This window comes from Paenibacillus sp. LK1 (genome assembly GCF_002750415.1).
Classification (GTDB): Bacteria; Bacillota; Bacilli; order Paenibacillales; family Paenibacillaceae; genus Paenibacillus; species Paenibacillus taichungensis.
Genome location: NZ_PEII01000001.1, coordinates 226,607 through 246,031, shown reverse-complemented (window position 1 = coordinate 246,031; position 19,425 = coordinate 226,607). Strand labels below are relative to the sequence as shown.

Annotated in this window: 16 protein-coding genes; 13 read left to right on the top strand and 3 right to left on the bottom strand. The window is 47.0% G+C overall.

Annotation, left to right across the window (positions count from 1 at the left end; genetic code table 11):
- Positions 1 to 876, bottom strand: a complete 876-nt coding sequence (locus CS562_RS01000; RefSeq protein ID WP_076289660.1) for a LysR family transcriptional regulator — start codon at positions 874 to 876, stop codon at positions 1 to 3.
- A 165-nt stretch (positions 877 to 1,041) separates the two neighbouring features.
- Between CS562_RS01000 and CS562_RS00995 the strand changes: the two genes are divergently transcribed.
- The 4 genes from CS562_RS00995 to CS562_RS00980 all read left to right on the top strand — a co-directional run bounded on the left by CS562_RS00995 (position 1,042) and on the right by CS562_RS00980 (position 8,137).
- Positions 1,042 to 1,989, top strand: coding sequence for a DMT family transporter (locus CS562_RS00995; protein WP_076289661.1), 948 nt, complete (start codon positions 1,042 to 1,044; stop codon positions 1,987 to 1,989).
- A gap of 202 nt (positions 1,990 to 2,191) precedes the next feature.
- The gene (locus CS562_RS00990) at positions 2,192 to 3,217 is read left to right on the top strand and encodes a LacI family DNA-binding transcriptional regulator (RefSeq protein ID WP_099852944.1); all 1,026 of its coding nucleotides are present in this window, start codon (positions 2,192 to 2,194) and stop codon (positions 3,215 to 3,217) included.
- A gap of 256 nt (positions 3,218 to 3,473) precedes the next feature.
- Entirely contained in the window at positions 3,474 to 6,023 is a 2,550-nt protein-coding gene (locus CS562_RS00985; protein WP_099852940.1) for a beta-mannosidase, read from the top strand.
- Positions 6,024 to 6,226: 203 nt separating this feature from the next.
- The gene (locus tag CS562_RS00980) at positions 6,227 to 8,137 is read left to right on the top strand and encodes an AraC family transcriptional regulator (RefSeq protein ID WP_099852938.1); all 1,911 of its coding nucleotides are present in this window, start codon (positions 6,227 to 6,229) and stop codon (positions 8,135 to 8,137) included.
- A 104-nt stretch (positions 8,138 to 8,241) separates the two neighbouring features.
- On the opposite strand, the gene CS562_RS00975 is transcribed toward CS562_RS00980, so the two are convergent.
- On the bottom strand, positions 8,242 to 10,236 hold the full coding sequence (locus tag CS562_RS00975) for a beta-galactosidase (protein WP_099852936.1): 1,995 nt from the start codon (positions 10,234 to 10,236) through the stop codon (positions 8,242 to 8,244).
- Between the two features lie 192 nt (positions 10,237 to 10,428).
- Between CS562_RS00975 and CS562_RS00970 the strand changes: the two genes are divergently transcribed.
- The 6 genes from CS562_RS00970 (at position 10,429) to CS562_RS00945 (ending at position 15,482) form a co-directional block, all read left to right on the top strand.
- Positions 10,429 to 11,268 carry a helix-turn-helix transcriptional regulator gene (locus CS562_RS00970; protein WP_180286997.1) on the top strand — a complete coding sequence of 280 codons (840 nt, stop codon included), beginning with the start codon at positions 10,429 to 10,431 and terminating at the stop codon, positions 11,266 to 11,268.
- A gap of 110 nt (positions 11,269 to 11,378) precedes the next feature.
- A complete protein-coding gene (locus tag CS562_RS00965; RefSeq protein WP_099852930.1) occupies positions 11,379 to 12,056 on the top strand; it encodes an SOS response-associated peptidase in 678 nt (225 codons plus the stop codon).
- A 250-nt stretch (positions 12,057 to 12,306) separates the two neighbouring features.
- The gene (locus CS562_RS00960; protein WP_099852927.1) at positions 12,307 to 13,437 is read left to right on the top strand and encodes an NADH-dependent flavin oxidoreductase; all 1,131 of its coding nucleotides are present in this window, start codon (positions 12,307 to 12,309) and stop codon (positions 13,435 to 13,437) included.
- 150 nt (positions 13,438 to 13,587) lie between these two features.
- Positions 13,588 to 14,355: a DeoR/GlpR family DNA-binding transcription regulator gene (locus CS562_RS00955; protein WP_099852925.1), complete on the top strand. Its 768-nt coding sequence runs from the start codon at positions 13,588 to 13,590 to the stop codon at positions 14,353 to 14,355.
- A gap of 19 nt (positions 14,356 to 14,374) precedes the next feature.
- Positions 14,375 to 14,833: an OsmC family protein gene (locus CS562_RS00950; protein WP_076289670.1), complete on the top strand. Its 459-nt coding sequence runs from the start codon at positions 14,375 to 14,377 to the stop codon at positions 14,831 to 14,833.
- Positions 14,834 to 14,891: 58 nt separating this feature from the next.
- Complete coding sequence (locus tag CS562_RS00945) at positions 14,892 to 15,482, top strand: DUF2062 domain-containing protein (protein ID WP_076289671.1); 591 nt, start codon at positions 14,892 to 14,894, stop codon at positions 15,480 to 15,482.
- Here the strand turns inward: CS562_RS00945 and CS562_RS00940 are convergent.
- Positions 15,460 to 16,389: an AEC family transporter gene (locus tag CS562_RS00940; RefSeq protein ID WP_099852922.1), complete on the bottom strand. Its 930-nt coding sequence runs from the start codon at positions 16,387 to 16,389 to the stop codon at positions 15,460 to 15,462. The two genes, CS562_RS00945 and CS562_RS00940, sit on opposite strands and share 23 nt — an antisense overlap.
- A gap of 215 nt (positions 16,390 to 16,604) precedes the next feature.
- Between CS562_RS00940 and CS562_RS00935 the strand changes: the two genes are divergently transcribed.
- From CS562_RS00935 to hxlB, 3 genes are all read left to right on the top strand, one after another.
- Positions 16,605 to 17,687: a lactonase family protein gene (locus tag CS562_RS00935; RefSeq protein ID WP_099852919.1), complete on the top strand. Its 1,083-nt coding sequence runs from the start codon at positions 16,605 to 16,607 to the stop codon at positions 17,685 to 17,687.
- Positions 17,688 to 18,090: 403 nt separating this feature from the next.
- A complete protein-coding gene (gene hxlA / locus CS562_RS00930; protein ID WP_090993813.1) occupies positions 18,091 to 18,723 on the top strand; it encodes a 3-hexulose-6-phosphate synthase in 633 nt (210 codons plus the stop codon).
- A gap of 5 nt (positions 18,724 to 18,728) precedes the next feature.
- A complete protein-coding gene (gene hxlB / locus CS562_RS00925; RefSeq protein WP_076289675.1) occupies positions 18,729 to 19,292 on the top strand; it encodes a 6-phospho-3-hexuloisomerase in 564 nt (187 codons plus the stop codon).
- The last annotated feature ends 133 nt before the right edge of the window (positions 19,293 to 19,425 follow it).

Genomic DNA, 19,425 nt, shown 5'->3' with positions numbered 1-19,425 from the left:
TTATAACGATGGAGCTAGCCATTCCTGTACCGCTTCAATGAAACGACGCGAAGCGGGGGACAGATTGGTGAGAGACGGGCAAGCGATGCCAATGGTACGATAAGGATTTCCAGTGAGTGGAACAAGAGCGAGTTCATTCGTATGGTGTTGAAGAACCATTTCAGGCAAAAGACTGATGCCAAGACCGTTTCGAACCATCGCCATGATGGCCTGATCTTCGGCGACCTCATAGACCACATTCAGCTTGGCCGCATGCTGTCGGATCAACCGTTCGATCTCGTTATCACCGCCCCATTTAGGCAAAATAAAGGGCTGTTCCAGCAGAACATCAAATGAGACAGCCTTCTCCGTAGCGAGTGGATGTTCCAGAGGCAGGATGCACATCATCCTGTCTTTTTGTAGTGGAATCGTCTCAAAAGGCGAAGAATCGCCAAGGGACAGAAAGCCAAGATCGATGGCACCTCCAGCCAGCCAGCCTTCAATTTCTGCGTAGTCCCCTTCCCACAGCTTAATTTCGATTCCAGGATGACGGAGGCGAAATTGCTTCAGGATGCCAGGCAGCCACTGCGTGGATACACTGGCGAATGTGCCAATACGAACGGTTCCAATCTCGGCGCCGCGAATTAATGAAATTTCCTGGTTCATCAGTTCCGTCCAACGCAGAATTTCACGAGTATAGCCCAGAATGCGTTCCCCTTCAGCAGTAAGTCGTACACCGGAGCGGCCTCGATTCAGCAGCGAAAAACCACACTCGGTCTCCAGACTGGCGATCGCATGACTGACCGCTGATTGGGTAATATTCAATGCTTCTGCTGCTTTGGTGAGGCTGCCGTATTCCACTACGGCATTCAAAATTTCGTATTTGACCAATGACATGAAAGATTCTGTTCCTCTCTTCATTTAATACATGAGTTCGTTTCATATATATCATTATAAATATTCATTTTTATAATGCAAAGAGATCGTTTATACTTGCCAAGGCGAGTTAGTTCGACAGAGCCTCGGTTAGATTACAATACATAGAATGAAGGTAGAAGCAAGATGAACGGAGTACGTGCACCACAAGGTCAGGCATCAAGAAGAGCGGATTTGCAGATGCTGCTCGCAACGGTAATATGGGGATCATCCTATCTATTTATGAAATCAGGACTGGAGTCCATGCAGGAATTGAATCTGGTCGCTTTCCGGTTTGGAATTGCCTTTATTGCGGCAGCTGTCCTTTTCCATCGGCGACTGTTCAGAATGGATCGAGGAACGCTTGCAGCAGGGGCTATTATGGGAACAGCGTTATTCGCGGCCTTTGTATTTATCACTTATGGAGTACAGCGCACAACGGCTTCCCAGGCAGGATTTTTGATCAGTTTGGCAGTGATCTTTGTGCCCATCCTGACGACAATTCTGCATCGACGAATGCCAGACTTGCGGTTAACGATAAGTATTCTCGTGGCGGTAATTGGGCTCGCATTGTTGACACTTCAACATGAGCTTAGCCTGCATATGGGGGATATCCTTTGCATTCTCGCAGCATTAATGTACGCGATCTACATTATGATTGCTGGCAAGTATACGCCGAAGCATGATCCACTAACGCTGGGGACGGTGCAACTGGGCGTTGCAGCCCTGTGGGGGCTGGCTGCTACATTTGTGCTGGAGACACCACGTTTACCTGATACACCTCAATCTTGGGCAGCCATTCTGGGTCTGGGAGTACTGTGCAGCGGTATTGGTTACATTTTGCAGACTCTTGCCCAGCGGCATGCTTCACCAACGAGAACGAGTCTGATCTTTTCGCTCGAACCGTTGTTTGCCGCAGCATTTGCTTTTAGCTTTCAAGGGGAGTCACTTACGCTGCAAGGGTATGCGGGTGCAGCACTGATGCTCATTGGTGTTCTGATTACAGAGATCAGAGTCCCCTATCCGGTATTCTGGCGCAGAAAGCGGACAGCATTACAGACCGAACTGGGAGATCAGGGAGCACCAGGCGTATAATTTAGAAATAAAGCAAGAGTTCTTCCATCAACTTCATTGTGAAGGTGGTGGAGGAACTTTTTTTTGTTATTTATTTGAGGAATTTTAAGAATCTATAGCAAATCCTCAACCTAACAAAATGAAACTTTTCATAACTTGTTTTGTTGAATCTCTTTTTTTATGCTACACTAAATGAAAAATAAAGGAAAAACGGGTGAGAAAGATGGCCAAAAGAGTAACCATGCAGCAAATTGCCGACGCTGCGGGGGTATCCAAATTCGCAGTCTCTCGTGCGTTGACCGGTAAACCTGGTGTCAGTGAACATACCCGGGAGATGATTGTCAGGACGGCAGGGCAGCTCGGATATTTCAAAGCGGAACCGAAACGTTATCTAGTGGAAACCCCTGCTGAACAGGAGATGAAGATAGATAGACAGGGGACTATTCTGATCTTGTTTCCTAACATTCGATCGCAGAATCGTTCCTCCCTGTACTGGGGTCCTATCTTTGACGGAATATCTGCACGCCTGAATGAGAAGGGCATGGATATCCTGACCTTGACGGAACCTTCCTCGGATCGTATGTTTTCGGTGCTGAATCCCGAAGCTATTAGCGGAATTATTACCGTAGGTTCCATCTCCACATCCGTATTGCTTGAGATTTATCGACTGCACATTCCACTTGTGATGGTTGATCATGAAGATCCGGCAATTCATGGAGATACGATATTTACAGATAACATGAAATGCATGCAGGAACTGGTTTTGATGCTCGTTGGAAAGGGCTACAGACGGCTACAGTTTGCTGGCGAATTGCCTGATGCAGCCAGTTTCAGAGAGCGATGGCTCGGCTATCGTTCAGTACTGGAAGAGATGCAGCTGCAGGTCTCGCAGCAAGCAGATTTGCTGGGACCTGATCTGGATCACATTCGGGAATCGATTGTCGCCATGAAGATGGAGGATATCCCCGAAGTGATGGTATGTGCCAACGACCACATGGCCGCTGTTGTGATTGGTGCACTCCAAAGCAGGGGCATCGAGGTGCCGGAGCGCTGTGCAGTAACCGGATTCGATAATACCCGTACAGAAGAGCCGATTCTTGCTACGATGCATATCGATAAGGAGAATCTGGGCAGACGTGCGGTGGACCAGTTATTGTGGCGGTTGGAACATCCGGACGGGCCTTTTGAAAGAAAGCTGATCTATTCGGAACTAATCATTCGTGATGAGTACAATGCTATTTTGCCGTGAAGCTAACGAACGTGAATTTAGAAATGATAAAAATAACACACGCCATCACGCTATAAACATGGGGTGAGAAGACATGGAGAGTTTGCTTCATGTCTTTTTTTGTTATCGGATATGTTTATTTAAATAATCCACAAAACAGATTGACTAAATTGAGTATATCGTGTTAATTTTGTTTTGTAAGTTATTTGTTTTTATAATAACAAAACCTAACAAATTGTTTTTTTAAACTACTTCAATAATGATAACGGAGGCTGTCATGAGCAAATTACAATCGCAGACTTTTCAGAATTGGACGTTCAAGGCTTGTGAGGATCAGGAATGGATGCCGGCTCACGTACCCGGCTGTGTGCATACGGATTTGCTGAAATTGGATAAAATACCGGACCCTTTCTATGGAACTAACGAAAAAGAAATTCAATGGGTCGATAAGAAAGACTGGGAATATCGCACGGAATTTGATGTGAATGAAGCACTACTGTCGCAGCAGCATCTGGAGCTGGTCTTTGATGGTCTGGATACATATGCAGATGTTTACGTGAATGAACAACATGTGTTGTCGGCAGACAATATGTTCCGGGTGTGGACAGTCGATGTGAAATCTGTTGTAAAGGCAAGTGGCAACGTTCTCCGAATACGTTTTCGTTCCCCGATCAAAGAAGATCTGCCAAAGCTGGAGAAGCTCGGATATGCCCTACCTGCATCGAATGATCAATCTGACGTGGGGGGACTAGGCGACAAAAGAGTGAGTATTTTTGCACGAAAAGCCCCGTATCACTATGGTTGGGACTGGGGTCCACGTTTTGTAACCAGTGGAATCTGGCGTGAAGCACGCCTTGAAGGATGGACAGACGTACGAATTAATGATGTATTCATTCAACAAAATGAAGTAACCGCTGCTTCCGCTTCGCTCACTGCAGTCGTGGAAGTGGAGTCTACGCAATCGATAGAAACGCTTATTCGAGTAGGAACGGATGAACAGAGCTGGGAGCAGGTTGTAACCCTGAAACCGGGCGTGCAGACTGTGGAAGTTTCAATCTCCATTGATGAACCGAAGCTGTGGTGGAGCCGCGGATTGGGTGACCCGCATATGTATTCTTTCCATACGGAAGTGATCCAGGGCGAACAGGCTGTGGCTGAGTCCACAGTAAAAACGGGTATTCGGTCCATTCGTCTGGTTCGTGACAAAGATGAAGCGGGAGCATCCTTTTATTTTGAGTTAAACGGAGTTGCTGTGTTTGCCAAAGGTGCGAACCACATTCCCAATGATAGCTTCATAACAGAAGTGACACGTGAGCGCTATCTGCATGAGATTGTATCTGCTGCCGAGTCGAACATGAATATGCTCCGTGTATGGGGTGGTGGCTTCTATGAAGAAGACGTATTCTACGAATTGTGTGACGAATATGGTTTGCTCGTATGGCAGGACTTTATGTTTGCATGCAGCATGTATCCTGGAGACGAGGCTTTCCTGAACAGTGTGAAGCATGAGGCGATTGACAATGTGAAACGTCTGCGTAATCATCCAAGCATTGTGCTGTGGTGTGGCAATAACGAGATTGATTCAGCGTGGGCACATTACATTGAGGATGGCGGCTGGGGTTGGAAAAAAGATTACAACGCGGAGCAAAGAGAACGCATTTGGGCGGATTACGAAGCTATTTTCCATGATCTTTTGCCTGAAGTGGTTGAAGCCTATGCTCCTGGTGTGGATTATTGGCCTTCTTCACCACTGGTATCACTGTCGGGAGACGAGAAACAGCATGCTCACCCATCCACATCAGAAGGGGATATCCATTATTGGGGTGTGTGGCATAATGTGGAGCCCTTTGAGAACTACAACGTTCATGTGGGTCGCTTCATGAGTGAGTATGGCTTCCAGTCCTTCCCTGAATACGCTTCGGTTCGCAAGTATGCGGAGGAAGAGGATCTAGCATTGGAGTCTGAAGTCATGCTGGCCCATCAGAAGAACGGGGCAGGTAATCGTCTGATCAAACAATACATGGATATGTACATGCATGAACCGAAAGATTTCCCATCCTTCCTCTATATGAGCCAAGTGCTTCAGGCTGAGGCAATGAAAACAGCCATTGAGGCCCACCGTCGTCGCAAACCGTTCTGTATGGGAACGCTCTACTGGCAGATGAACGATTGCTGGCCGGTGGCTTCCTGGGCGGGTATGGATTACTTTGGACGCTGGAAAGCATTGCAATATTACGCGAAACGCAGCTTCAGCGATATCTTGGTATCGGTAGATGGTACGAAGGAAGATGTGACAGATATTTACCTCATCTCGGATCAGCTTGAACCTGTGAAAGGCAAACTCCAGGTACGCCTGATTGGCTTTGATGGCACAGTATATCGTGAGGAAGAGCATGAAGTCGCTCTGGCATCCAACTCTGGTCAACAGGTGCTGTCATTGAGCCAGGCGGAATGGCTGGAAGGCCGCGATGCTGCAACAACATTGCTGCGTATTGATCTGAAGCAGGATGGGGTAGCCGACATCGTACAGGAGCATTATTTTGCACCATCAAAGGACATTGCACTGCAACCAGCGCAAATTAAAGTAACCGAAGTTACCGAGAATGATGGCGTGCATCTGGTTTTGGAAAGTGATGTGCTTGCAAAACAAGTATGGATTTCTACTGAGGCAGAAGGGGTGTTCTCGGACAATTTCTTCGACCTCATTCCTGGCATTCCGGTAAAGGTCAAGTTTACATCCAGAGAGGAATTGCAAGGATCTAATGGTGCTGTCTCCAAGGCGGGGGCCATCCAGGTTCGTTCCATGGCTGACTTTATCAAATTGTAATTATAGACGAAGCAGCAAAATCGTTGAGATCTCCCATAGGGGGATTTCGACGGTTTTTTATTTTCCAGTGCTAAAAGGGAAATGGACTTCAAAGTTATGAACAAGATTGTTATAATTGATAATCATTATCAATTATAAGTGAGTATCTCTGTCACAATGGTTGGGCATTGGGCGTGTTATATCGCTTAAGAAAGGAAGTCTATATGGGAATTCAGGATGATATCAAGCTGTGGGATCAGGTTCAGGTACGGGTGCTTGATGTCCGTCTTATATCATTAACAACGAACGAAAGTTATCGAAATTATGTATTACCAACCAGTGCATTTGTGTATGTAAATGGCAAGGGTCAAATTTGGTTGGATGAAGAGGTGTGGTCTACAGGCAAATTTCTATTGGTGCATGGAGGCAAAGGAAGGCGTCTTACGCTTGAAGCAACCGGAGTTATAGAGGTATATCTGATTTTCTACAAATCAACGCTGCCCTCCAACGTTCTTCTGGACTACCGGATGATGCTGTTACAGAGCAATCCCTTTGAACGTTCCTGGGGACTAGAGCCGGACACTGCGCTTCAGTTGCATGAACTTGTTCGGAATATACATATTTGCTGGACCCGACAGGACCAACTGGGTCTAATCCAGGTGAAAGGGTACTTCTTTCAACTGATACAGCTTGTATTGAACCAGCAGATACGAGTGGCATATGAAGGTCAACAACTTTCTTTGACGGATCAGGTTTTACGTTACATAACAACTCATTTTCGTGAATCGATCTCGCTTGATTCCCTTGCTCAGTCTTTGAATTACAGCCCGCAATATTTGTCACGAAAATTCAAAGAACAGACCGGCGTTACACCGACCGAATATTTGATCCGGTTGAGAATTGGAGAGGCTAGGTCTCTGCTGTCCGCTACGGAGGCTTCACTACAAGAGATTGCAACCTATGTGGGTTATCCGGACCCTTTTTATTTCAATCGGATTTTTAAGAAAGAGATGGGAATCACTCCAGGACAATATCGAGTGAAGCAGCGGGAGAACACGAGTGGAGTTTCAAAAAGTACAGTAAATGCAACAAATGAATCCATTGTAACAGGAGGAACAGAACGTTATCCTTTAATTGATGATGATTATCATTATCAATATAATAGAGATGAGGAAATCAACATGTTTAACCAGTTAAGATCAGCCATCATGTCATTAGTGCTTGTGTTTACATTAAGTGCTTGTGGGACAACCGGGCAAGAGGCAGGAACACCAGAGACTGCGTCTGAACCCGAACAACCGACAACGATGGAAACGAAAACCGTAAATACAACATTTGGAGAGGTGGAGGTTCCTGTACATCCAGAGCGAGTCGCTGCCATTGACTATTTGGGAACGGTTCTTGCTCTTGGTGTCAAACCCATTGCTGGAGGACAATTTCTCATGAATAGCCCTTATCTGGAAGGGCATTTGGATGGATTAGAAACGATCGGTGACTCCATTGAACAGCTCATGGAACTGGAGCCAGATCTTATTATTACCTTGAATCCAGACAAAGCGGCTTTTGAAAAATACAGCAAGATTGCACCAACAGTCTCTATTGCATCGATTACTTTCCCAACACTGAAGGAAGAGGTCACTTATTTTGGCGATGTACTTGGCAAACAGGCTGAGGCAAAGCAATGGCTCGAGGAATTCGATCAAGAGATTGCTAAAATAAAGAAGGAAGTGCATGACGTCGTTCCAGCTGATACTACATTCTCTGTGATGCAGGAATATGATCGCCAAGTATTTATTTTTGGCAATCAATCGGGCCGAGGAGGGCGTAACATCTACGAGTTGCTTGGTTTGCAGGCACCCGCAGTTGTACCTGCCGATTTAATGCAAGGCGCCTATCATGAATTTTCAATTGAGCTGCTCTCCAAATACGCAGGCGATTACATCATTCTGACGAGTGAATCAAATCTTGAAGCTTTACAGGCAGACCCTGTATGGGGGTCATTGCCTGCTGTCAAAAATGGAAGAGTGTACATATGGACTGAAAAGCAGTCCTGGTTCCGTGACCCAATTGCTCTCCTGAAACAGACACAGGATTTGGCTGAATGGATTATTAAAATGAATAAAGAAACACAATGAGGACAGGCTGTTTCTGCCCATTCTTTAAGGCCCGGATGCACTTGATGTGCATACCCGGGCCTTTTCGTGGTTCATTTTCTTTTAAGCTGCAGAGAGGTTACATATTATTGAATCTCCAAGATTTCGATATCATACGGCTCCAGTTCCAATCGAGGTCCTTTCATAGTTCCATTCAATGCACTTTTGTATGATGCTTGCAACGGAATGAAGACAGATTCAGGACTTAAATTCAGGATGAAACGAAACGTTCCATTCGGTCCTGAGCGGGTTGTCACCTGGACACCGTCTGGCAGGGTTTGAATCCCGGATAGGCCACATTGTTCAGCGATGTTTTGCAGTAACTGGCTCAGATAAGCTTCATCCGGCTGGGTCGCTACATAATAGACAGCACCTTTACCCCAGTTGTTTTGGGTGACAGCCGCACTTTCGGCATAAAATTGATCCACATAAACTGCAATCGCCTGTGCCGTGTCCAGTTCCAACACATCAGCCCATTGTGAGGCAGCATATGTATTGCCCTTCTCATCCCGAATCTGAATTTGGTCAGCACCGATGGGATCATATTCGGCAACCCGCACGCCCGAGCAAGCAGATAACATACCTGGAAGTGGCGCCATGACACAGACGTTGTTATCGTTTTTGACACCGGTGCGATGCGTTAAGACCAATATGCCACCATCCGCTGCAAAAGCTTGGAGACGTTCTGCGGTGTTCTCGTCCAGCAGATACAAGTGCGGTGCGATGATGATTTTGTAGCCATCCAGCGCTTCCGAGGAATGAATAACATCTGTACTGATTCCCCATTTGGTCAGGGCACGATGCCATACTTTTATATTTTCGTAGTACTCCAGTCCTTCCGCCTGTGGCTGAATTCGTAGAGCGTTTAACTGATTATGCGAATGCAGGATGGCAACTTCGTTCTGCAATGTAGAGCCTTGAAGGCGTTCACCCAGACTGTTCACTTCGGTACACAATTGCTGAAACTCCTTGAACCGTCGCCCTGGAACATTGCTGTGATCAATTAGTCCATGCCAGAACTGTTCTGCTCCTATAGTGGCACTGCGCCAGCGGAAATGCACAACCGCATCCGCTCCACGGGCAATAGTCTGCCATGAGTAAGCACGCAAGAAGCCGGGCTGGGGTGTGCGCCACATCGGAAACCAGCATCCCGGAGGTCCGCTAAGTTGCTCCATAATCCAGAAATTGCGGCGTTTGATGCCACGTGTCAGATCTAACGACAAAGCACCACTGTAAGGTGCGGTGTCCGTTTTGTTCGGTGAAGGGTTGGGATAGTAATCAAAAGAAGCGAAATCCAGATCCTGACCGATTTTATATTGATCTGCCTTTTGCGGATAGCTATGAAAATTATGAGTGACAAAATGATCGGGACAGTTATGCCGAATGATCTCGATTTGGATGCTTTGAAAAGCCACAATAGAATCCGACTGAAAACGGGAGTAGTCCAGCAGGAACGAAGGATTCTGAAACGGAGAGCCGCCATATGGTGGCGTCACCTGTTTCCAATCGCTGTATTCTCCACTCCAGACAACCGTACCCCAAGCCTGGTTGAGCTGCCCTAATGAAATGTAACGGGCACGAACCCACTCGCGAAAAGCCTCTGAACAAGCAGTACACTGACAATCCGTGAAACTGAACTCATTATCAGTCTGCCAGCCAATCACAGCCGGATGTCCTGCATATCGCTCGCTCAGTTTCTGGACAATTCGTGCACTGTACGTCCGCATGCTCGGACTGTTATAACAGCGGTGACCGCGGACTCCTTCGTGGTACAACTGTCCACTTGCTAAGGCCGGCAGAATATCAGGACATTTTTCAGTGAGCCAGCGTGGTGGTGTCATCGTTGGTGTACCGATCACCACCTGGAGCCCATTGCGATGAAGGGTATCGAGCGCCTGATCAAGCCATGTCCAATCGAATTGTCCATCGGCAGGCTCCATTCGACTCCAGGCAAATTCACCCACACGTACAATACGTACACCACTATCGGCCATTAATCGGGCATCCTGCTCCCACAGATTAGGGTCCCAATGTTCAGGATAATAATCAACACCCGTTTGAATAGGTCGGTTTTGGTTCATGTATGTTACTCTCCTTTGGTCTGGAACATAATGATTTTCGTGCACGATCAAGGCCGTGCTTAATGACTCCACTATCATCATCTTGTGGAAGAGTGTCGAGTCTATTTCATTTTATAATGGATAATGAGAGGGGAATATAATAACATGTTGCGATAGGGTATCATGATCTTGCTATTTTTGGGGGAAGAACATATGCGAAACCATTGGTTTATGCCGGAGCCCGGGCATGCAGGGTATGCATGTTATCCAGTAGCCTACGGAAGATATCTCGATCCAGAGCACAGGGAACATCGTCCGCACGGAATACGAGAGTATAATTTGCATCTGGTTTTCAACGGACAGGGTGAAGTGAGAATCGAGCAGGGCAGTGTTCGATTAACGGCTGGACAAGGTTTTCTATATGCGCCAGGACAGGCGCAACATTATAATGCCGATCCATCTGATCCCTGGGATATCAGATGGATTCATCTGCAAGCCCACGATCTGAAGCGGCTGCTAGGCTTGCGGAATTCGGATAAAGTGTGGCTCTTTTCATTCTCTGGAGAGGACCGTTTCGAGGAGCTGCATGAACAATTATGCCAGCTCGGTGAAGGTTATGAGAGTGTACATGAACCGAAGTTGTCGGCGGTACTGTATGAGTTGCTAGTTGAATTGGCACGAAATTCGGAGTCCATCGAAGGGACGTCTTTACTGAACCATCAGGATACAATCCGCTCAACAGCCGATTATATTCGTCGTCACTGCACACAACCGCTAAGTCTTGCTGAAATGGCGGATATAGCTGGATACAGCGTGTATTATTTTAATCGCATGTTCAAGAGTATCATGGGTGTTCCGCCCGGCAGGTATCTGCTGGACTGCCGCATTCTGGCCGCGAAGAAAATGCTCGTAGACTCGGAACTATCCGTAAAACAAATTGCTTCTCAGTGTGGATTTACACACAGCAGTTATTTTATTCGTATGTTTCGGATGGATATCGGGATGACCCCGCAGCAGTTCAGGCTTCTCTATAGCTCAGGCAGTGGGAAATAGGAAGATTTCACACGATTACTAATGCTTTCTATACAAGCATGCATAATTTCCCTGCAATTACAAACAATACAATCAAATTCAATTCAAGCAGGGAAAGGAAGTGCCTGAGCATGTGTAACCGTTTTTCATTGGCAGCCGATTTGGATGAGGTCAGGGATCATTTTAAGATTCAACGGGTGATGTATTATTACAAAAACCGTTACAATATCAGCCCAACCCAGCATACACCGATTATTTTGCATCAGGATGGTGAGCGGGTATTGGACGAGTTCCGATGGGGATTCATTCCGTTCTGGGGACGCGATGCAGTTAACGCGAACCTTATGACGGTGCATGAGAATCCATCCTACTACAAGCTGGTAGAGACGAAGCGTTGTGTAATCCCATGTAATGGTTTGTATTACTGGCGTCAGGAAGGTAAGAAAAGCTATGCGGTGCGTGTCGTTATGCCGGATCGCGGATTGTTTGGCATTGCGGGATTATACGAGGTATGGAAAGATACACGCAAACAGCCACTGCGCACCTGCACGATGCTGATGGCGGGGGCAAACATGGTTACACGGGAGTTTGGCAGCAAAATGCCGGCCATTCTGTCTGAAGAAGAGATCAATACTTGGCTGGATCCGGCGAACACACGTGTGACACAGCTGCTGCCGTTGTTGAAATCCTACAACAGTACAGAGATGAATCTATATCCGGTTACTCCGATGGTAGCCAATGATGAGCATGACTGCTATGAATGTGTGGAAGAGATGGATCAGAAGCTGGCATACGTACGCAGTTTCTAAGCTGAGCAAGCAGTTTTATGAGGCGGAGAGTCGTAAGACACTCCGTCTTTTTGGGTTGAGAAAGAAGAAAAAAGTGTAATGGACAAAAGGCGGATAGTGAATGGATCAGTGAGCTTTAAGCATGGAATGGATATGGGTTGAAAATGAAAAGTTGCAATGTGTGTGAAACGTAACTATAATCATTACAGTAAGCGAACGCATATATTCATATATCTATTAAAAGAGATATTTAATCAGGAGGGAACCACGAATGAATCCAAAGTATAGCCAAATGTTTGAACAAGTTTCACTGCCAAGCGGCATTACGCTGAAAAACCGGATCGTGCTCGCTCCCATGACCCATATGTCCTCGAATCCAGATGGTACTGTCTCAGACGATGAACTTGCTTATTATGCACGTCGTACTGGTGGTGCGGGTATGTCTGTTACAGCGGTAACTCATGTAACTGCGAATGGAATTGGTTTTCCGGCTCAATTTGGTAGTTATGACGATAGTTTTATTCCCGGTCTGAAACGTCTGGCCGATACGATTAAGCAGCAAGGTTCCAAAGCCGTACTCCAAATTTTCCATGCAGGTCGTCTCACGCCGGAACAAGCGGTGCCAGCGGGTCAAGTTGCTGCTCCAAGTGCTGTTGCTAGTGAGCGTCCGGGATCTCCTGTACCAAGAGAGTTGTCTGACGAAGAAATTACGTCCATCATCAAGGACTTTGGGGAAGCAACCCGCCGCGCCATTGAAGCTGGATTCGATGGTGTTGAGATTCATGGTGCGAACGGTTATTTGATCCAACAGTTCTTCTCTCCGCATTCCAACCGACGTGAAGATCGTTGGGGTGGAAGCATCGAGAAACGTCTCGCATTCCCGCTGGCTGTAGTGGATGAAGTCCAGAAGGCTGTAGCTACACATACGAAACTGCCGTTTATCGTTGGATACCGTTTCTCACCAGAAGAGCCGGAAACACCGGGATTGACCATGGAAGAGACGTATGCATTGGTGGATGCGCTGAAAGATAAAAATCTGGATTACCTGCATGTATCCGTCAACGAGTTCTGGTCCAAGCCAAGACGAGGAGAGGCAGATACTCGCTCCAGAATTGAATTTATCCTTGACCGTGTTGGTGGTAAAGTGCCTGTGATTGGCGTAGGAGCCATCCATACCGCAGATGAGGCAGCAGAAGCTCTTCAAAGTGGTGTGGCATTGCTTGCAATCGGTCGTGAGCTGATTATCGAACCAGACTGGGTTGAGAAAATCGAAAGCGGACGTGAGGAAGATATCGAGACGATTCTCACCAAATCGGATCAGGAACGTCTGGTTATCCCTGACGGTTTGTGGAATGCAATTATTCACACCCCGGGCTGGTTCCCTATGGCTGACGATAAATAAGACACAATTTCATTCGAAATAGAGGGAGCGTAAGCTCCCTCTTTTTTGCACCCTCTGCGCCCTTGATGAAATTCTCCTTCCGGGGTCACTGTGGTATGATGGGATGAACAGGATTCATCTTGGATAATCAACGGTTTGGAGTGAATGAAGATGCTCGTGGCTGAACGTTATGAGAAAATTGTGGAATGGGTAGATGCACAGGGAAGCATGCGCGTAACCGAGCTTAGTGAGCGCTGCGGTGTGACGGAAGAGACGATCCGTCGTGATCTGGACAAGCTGGAGCAGGCGGGAAGGCTCAGACGTTCCCATGGCGGGGCTGTCAGCGTAAAATATAAAGAAGAGGGGCAGTCGGAAATCCCTTATCCGGAGCGGGCTGTAACTCATGCAGAAGAGAAACGCAGAATTGCGGACGAAGCGGTGAAAATGGTAGAGCCTGGTGAGCGGATAGCACTGGATGCCAGTACAACGGCGTGGTATATGGCTGCTGGACTGCCAAACATCCCACTCACCGTGTTGACCAACTCCATTAAGGTCGCAGCGGAGCTGAGTAACAAGGAACAGATCCGTGTAATCGCGACAGGCGGGCAGCTTGCTTCGAAGTCCCTATCGTTTGTAGGGCCGCTAGCTGAACGGTCGCTTGATGCTTATCATGTGGATAAAGTTTTCTTATCCTGCAAAGGCGTACATCTGACCAAGGGCATCAGTGAGTCGAATGAATTGCAGGCGCTGGTGAAGCAGAAGATGATCAGCATAGCTGATGAAGTTATATTGCTGGCGGATTCGAGCAAGTTTGGCGTGCAGGCTTTTACAAGAGTGGCGGAACTTAGCAGTGTGGCAAAAGTAATAACTGATCTAGGCTTAGCTGAAGAACAGGTTAGTGCATTGAATGAACAATCGATAGCATGTGTCCGTGTCTAATTAGAAAGGAATGAATATAATGAAACATCCTTTTCATCTGAAAGCTACTTGGAATGGTGGACGTAACAGTGAAGGGCATATTGATGCAGGTGGGTTAAAAACAGTTATTTCGATTCCACAGGAGATGGGTGGCCCTGGCACCGGAACCAATCCAGATGAAATGCTGCTGGGTGCAGCGTCTACCTGTTATTTGATTACGCTGGCAGCAATGCTGGAACGATCGGATATTACACCGAATGAGCTGACACTGGAGTCCGAAGCGACAGTGGATGTTACAAATAATATATTTACGTACGAACGGATCATACACAGACCTCGCATTGTGCTCAAAGCCGATGCATCTGATGCTGATGTGACGAAGGCAGAGCGCCTGGCACATAAAGCAGAAGAGTCCTGCATGATCTCCAGAGCGGTGGCAGGTAACGTCGCCATCCAGACACAGCCAGTGATTATAACAGCAGGCGTTAACGCGGTGTGATATACTGAAGAATAGGCGGCTTGAGCCGTCATTTGTGTAAGATAAGGGGAAGTTCGGTATGAACCTACAGAAAAGCAAAAACTCACGTTTTGCACGTTTAACACGTGCTTTGAAGCTTAATTTTCTCAAATTGTTACGTGCTCCCGGCGGAGCACATAAAGTATCTACCGGATTTGCTTTGGGTTTTGGTTTGGAACTGATTGTTATTTCTACTGCATCACTGGTATATCTCGTGTTCTATCCAATTGTACGTTTGTCCGGTGGCTCGCTGCCAGCGGCTATTGTGGGCAACGTGGTCGGCAAGCTAACGTTCCTGCCCATCATATTGATGCCGCTTGCCAAGCAAATTGGTTCCTGGATATTGCCGGCGCACAGTATGGGTCAGGGGCTTGTTCATGAAAGTGCCTTTATGGAGCTGTTTCGTGGCAACTGGTCCGCGCTAAGCGAACTTTTGCTGGGTGGTCTGGATATTTTGGCAGGCATGTCCGTCTTTGGAGTCATCCTGGGTGTGATTTCTTACTTTGTCGTCAAATTCTTCTATGTCAGAGCACTCAACCGTCGCTTTGAACGCCGGTTGGAGAAACGCAAGCAGGCAGCGATGTCTCCAACTTCGGCTTCCGTGCTGATCAGGAAGACATCACAATCATAATCGGCAGAATGATCATGGAGGCAGCGGTTGTCCATAGAATACAGCGGGACACAAACTGCGGAGATGCATTGAATTGCTCGGCCAAAATGACTGCGTTCACTGCAGTTGGCATGGAAGCCAAGATCAGCAGCACACTGAATAACGTTCCTTCTATCTGAAGTGCGGTTAGGATCAGATACGAAAGTACGGGTGCTGCGGCAAGCCTTACTACAAGTCCAGTCCAGAATGCTTTGCGAACGTTAGGTTTCCAAGGTTCGACCGCACCACGTGGTCTGAGCATCTGTGCACCGAGAATGGCCAGTACGATAGGAGAGTAACCGGCTGCGAGCATGGAGACGCCTCCATCTAGTGCCATTGGTAAGCTCAGATTGGATGCACGCAGGATGATGGCTATCGCAGCAGCATAGATGGAAGGCATACGGAAGACGGACAGAATCGCATTTTTGACCGTGAATTCGGATCTGGCAGCAAAAAAGATACCTACCGTGTTTACAATGATCATCTGTCCGATGACATATACCGAAGCCTTATCCAATCCAAGCTGTCCAAAGGCAAGCAACACAAGCGGGAGCCCATAATTCACGCAGTTCGTAAACGTGGAGACAAGGGTGAGGCCCGCTTTTTCGCTTGCCCCAAGATGGAATACTCGGCTCAGCAGTTCAGCCAGTGCCCACAGGGCGATCAGATTGATGATGGAGAACCAGAATGTGCCGGTTACGTCTGTCCATGTAATATCAGCATGCAGCAGTGTATCAAAGATAAGCGCAGGGCTCAAAATATAGAGGGAAAAGGTCGACAGCGGCCGAGTATCCCAATTTTTGAAGCGTTTTAACAATATGCCTCCGATCACGGGAAGTGATATCGGCAGAAATACATGATATAACGTAAGCAGAAACGAATTAAACAACCGAATTCAGTCCTTTCTGGATGAAAAACCTATTTTATCATAGCAGAAGTTGACCTTTGTCGGAATGGATATTGGTGTTGGCTTATTTCATGAGCATATGTTTGAGGGCACTTCTTTGATGGCTGCACAGGGGCGGTGGATTGCTATTTTGATATGGCAGATTTATTATAGAAGAGGTGCAACCAGATTACATACACATAGAGGAGGAAACTGTAATGAGTGAATCAAAACGCTTGCTCGTATTGGTCGGCTCTTATGCCGAAGCGGAAAATGAGGGCATTTACGCATATGAATTGAATGAGGATACAGGTAACCTCTCCAAGCTTGATGGCATCTCCGGCGTGAAAAATGCAACGTTTGTAAACGTGGATGCTGAAGGCAACAAACTGTATGCGATCGGTGAGACGGTGTCTGCCGAAGGTAATAAAATGTCTGAAGCTGTAGCTCTGAGCATTGATCCTTCTACAGGAAAATTATCATTGCTGAATCGTCATGACTCCATTTCGGCTCCACCATGTCATATCCAACGTGATCCTTCCGGACGTTACTTGATCCTTTCCAGCTACCATGGTGGTCTGGTGGGTCTGCAAGCCCTGACGGATAACGGTGAAGTTGGCGTGCTTCTGGATGAGAAGAAACATGAAGGCAAAGGTGCGCATCCTGAACGTCAGGACAAGCCACATGTGCATTCTGCATTCTTCAGCCCGGATGGCAAATACATGATGGTACAGGATCTGGGTGCGGACAAAATCGCAATCTACTCCATTGATGCAGACAAGAATGAACTCGTATTGCACAGTGAAACCAAAACACATCCGGGTGCAGGACCTCGTCACCTGGCATTCCATCCGAACGGTCAATTCGCCTATGTTATTAACGAAGTAGATTCTTCCATTACGACTTTCCGTTATGATGCAGCAGCGGGTACTTTGACAGAGGTGTCCACCGTGTCTACATTGCCTGACGGCTATGACGGCAGTGAAAACACAACAGCTGAAATCGCCGTATCAAACGATGGTCGTTTTGTATACGGTTCTAACCGCGGGCATGACAGCATCGTGGTATTTGCAGTAGACGCTGAAACAGGACATTTGAAATTGGTTGAGCATGTATCTGCTGAGGGTGAACACCCACGTCACTTTGCATTGACTCCGAATGGCAAACTGCTGATTGCAGCTAACCGCGATACCAACAATATCGTTTCCTTTACAGTGGATCAGGAGAGCGGGCGTCTGAAATACACTGGTCACAGCACAGGTGTATCCAAGCCGGTATGCGTGAAACCTGTTTATCTGTAAACCAAGGATTTGAATGATTAACCGAAAAGTTTAAATAAGTTTTCAGGATCAATATATGTGATCTTGTTGACCTGAAGCTTTGGAAAGACCCTGTCCTTGTGGCGGGGTCTTTTTTGATGAGAAGAGCACAGGAATTCGCGGGTGATCTCATATGTGGATTGTGGACGATAACTTATTTTCAAGATTTAGATTCACATAACAATGTAATTTAATCAATAGTATCGTGCAAGTAACTACCTGACTTCAAAGTGCGTACTTCCTGATCAGATAGTCAGGCTCTACAATGAATGAGTAGCCATGACAAACATTGCATGCATCTGAACTGGCTGTACGGTGCAGGCTAAATATTTTAACATCCTTTACAGGATATACTCATACTCGAACAACAAAGGAGAAATGAATCGTGAAATTGCAATTGGCATTGGACTTGGTAAACATCCCTGAAGGTATTGCACTTGTTAAAGAAGTTGAACAATATATTGATATCGTTGAGATTGGTACGCCAATCGTCATTAATGAAGGTTTGCACGCGGTAAAAGCGATGAAAGAAGCATTCCCTAATCTGCAAGTTCTTGCAGACCTTAAAATTATGGACGCTGGTGGTTATGAAATCATGAAAGCAGCTGAAGCTGGTGCGGATCTGATCACTGTGCTCGGGGCAACCAATGATAGTACGATCAAAGGTGCAGTAGCAGAAGCGAAGAAACAAAACAAACAAGTTCTTGTGGACATGATCAACGTGCCTAATCTTGAACAGCGTGCTCGTGAAGTTGATTCGCTTGGCGTAGATTACATCTGTGTACACACAGGTTATGACCTGCAAGCTGAAGGACAAAGCCCGTTCGAAGATCTGCAAACGATCAAAGCTGCTGTGAAAAACGCTAAAACGGCTGTCGCTGGTGGCATCAAGCTGGAAACATTGCCTGAAGTGATCAAAGCACAACCGGATCTGGTGATTGTGGGTGGCGGCATTACGGGCCAAGCAGACAAAGCTAAAGTAGCAGCTGAGATGCAACGTCTGGTTCAACAAGGGTAAGACAGATGAGCACAGGGCAATACGCAGTGGACATCTTGAAGGAGCTGGAACGTACGCTAAGCCAGATCGACGACTCGGAGATGCAGGCCATGGCGGAACATATTCTGGCTGCCGAACAGGTTTTTGTGGCAGGCGCAGGCCGATCCGGTCTGATGGGCAAGGCTTTTGCCATGAGATTGATGCAGATGGGGCTTCGGGTATATGTAGTTGGGGAGACCGTTACACCAGGAATCTCTCCGAAAGACTTCCTCTTGTTATGCTCAGGCTCTGGGGAGACAGGCAGTCTGGCAGCAATGGCTCAGAAGGCCAATAAAGCAGGTGCTCCTGTCGGTCTGATCACAATTAAACCAGAGTCCACCATTGGACAGCTGTCAGATACCTTGGTTCGTCTTCCAGCTTCTGCCAAAGAGGATACAGCGAGCGCCGGAGCCGAAGTGACCATTCAGCCGATGGGCTCCCTGTTTGAACAGGGGCTACTGCTGAGCATGGATGCACTGGTGCTCACCATGATGGAAATGAAGAGTATGACTGGAGCAGACATGTTTGGGCGTCATGCCAACCTGGAATAGACCATATGCCATAGACTTCATGAATTAGAATATATAAGTTGAACTAAACATCTACACAACAACGGAGAGGACAGAAATAAGCTGGAGAAGCGGAGCTAAAAGCTTTCTGAAAGAAAGCTACATCGGAAGCATA

Coding starts and splice junctions, on each gene's coding strand:
- CS562_RS00980 (WP_099852938.1), top strand. CDS start 6,227: ATGGGAATTCAGGATGATATCAAGCTGTGGGATCAGGTTCAGGTACGG.
- CS562_RS00965 (WP_099852930.1), top strand. CDS start 11,379: ATGTGTAACCGTTTTTCATTGGCAGCCGATTTGGATGAGGTCAGGGAT.
- CS562_RS01000 (WP_076289660.1), bottom strand. CDS start 876: ATGTCATTGGTCAAATACGAAATTTTGAATGCCGTAGTGGAATACGGC.
- CS562_RS00960 (WP_099852927.1), top strand. CDS start 12,307: ATGAATCCAAAGTATAGCCAAATGTTTGAACAAGTTTCACTGCCAAGC.
- CS562_RS00945 (WP_076289671.1), top strand. CDS start 14,892: ATGAACCTACAGAAAAGCAAAAACTCACGTTTTGCACGTTTAACACGT.
- CS562_RS00970 (WP_180286997.1), top strand. CDS start 10,429: ATGCGAAACCATTGGTTTATGCCGGAGCCCGGGCATGCAGGGTATGCA.
- CS562_RS00995 (WP_076289661.1), top strand. CDS start 1,042: ATGAACGGAGTACGTGCACCACAAGGTCAGGCATCAAGAAGAGCGGAT.
- hxlB (WP_076289675.1), top strand. CDS start 18,729: ATGAGCACAGGGCAATACGCAGTGGACATCTTGAAGGAGCTGGAACGT.
- CS562_RS00985 (WP_099852940.1), top strand. CDS start 3,474: ATGAGCAAATTACAATCGCAGACTTTTCAGAATTGGACGTTCAAGGCT.
- CS562_RS00975 (WP_099852936.1), bottom strand. CDS start 10,236: ATGAACCAAAACCGACCTATTCAAACGGGTGTTGATTATTATCCTGAA.
- CS562_RS00950 (WP_076289670.1), top strand. CDS start 14,375: ATGAAACATCCTTTTCATCTGAAAGCTACTTGGAATGGTGGACGTAAC.
- CS562_RS00955 (WP_099852925.1), top strand. CDS start 13,588: ATGCTCGTGGCTGAACGTTATGAGAAAATTGTGGAATGGGTAGATGCA.
- CS562_RS00990 (WP_099852944.1), top strand. CDS start 2,192: ATGGCCAAAAGAGTAACCATGCAGCAAATTGCCGACGCTGCGGGGGTA.
- CS562_RS00935 (WP_099852919.1), top strand. CDS start 16,605: ATGAGTGAATCAAAACGCTTGCTCGTATTGGTCGGCTCTTATGCCGAA.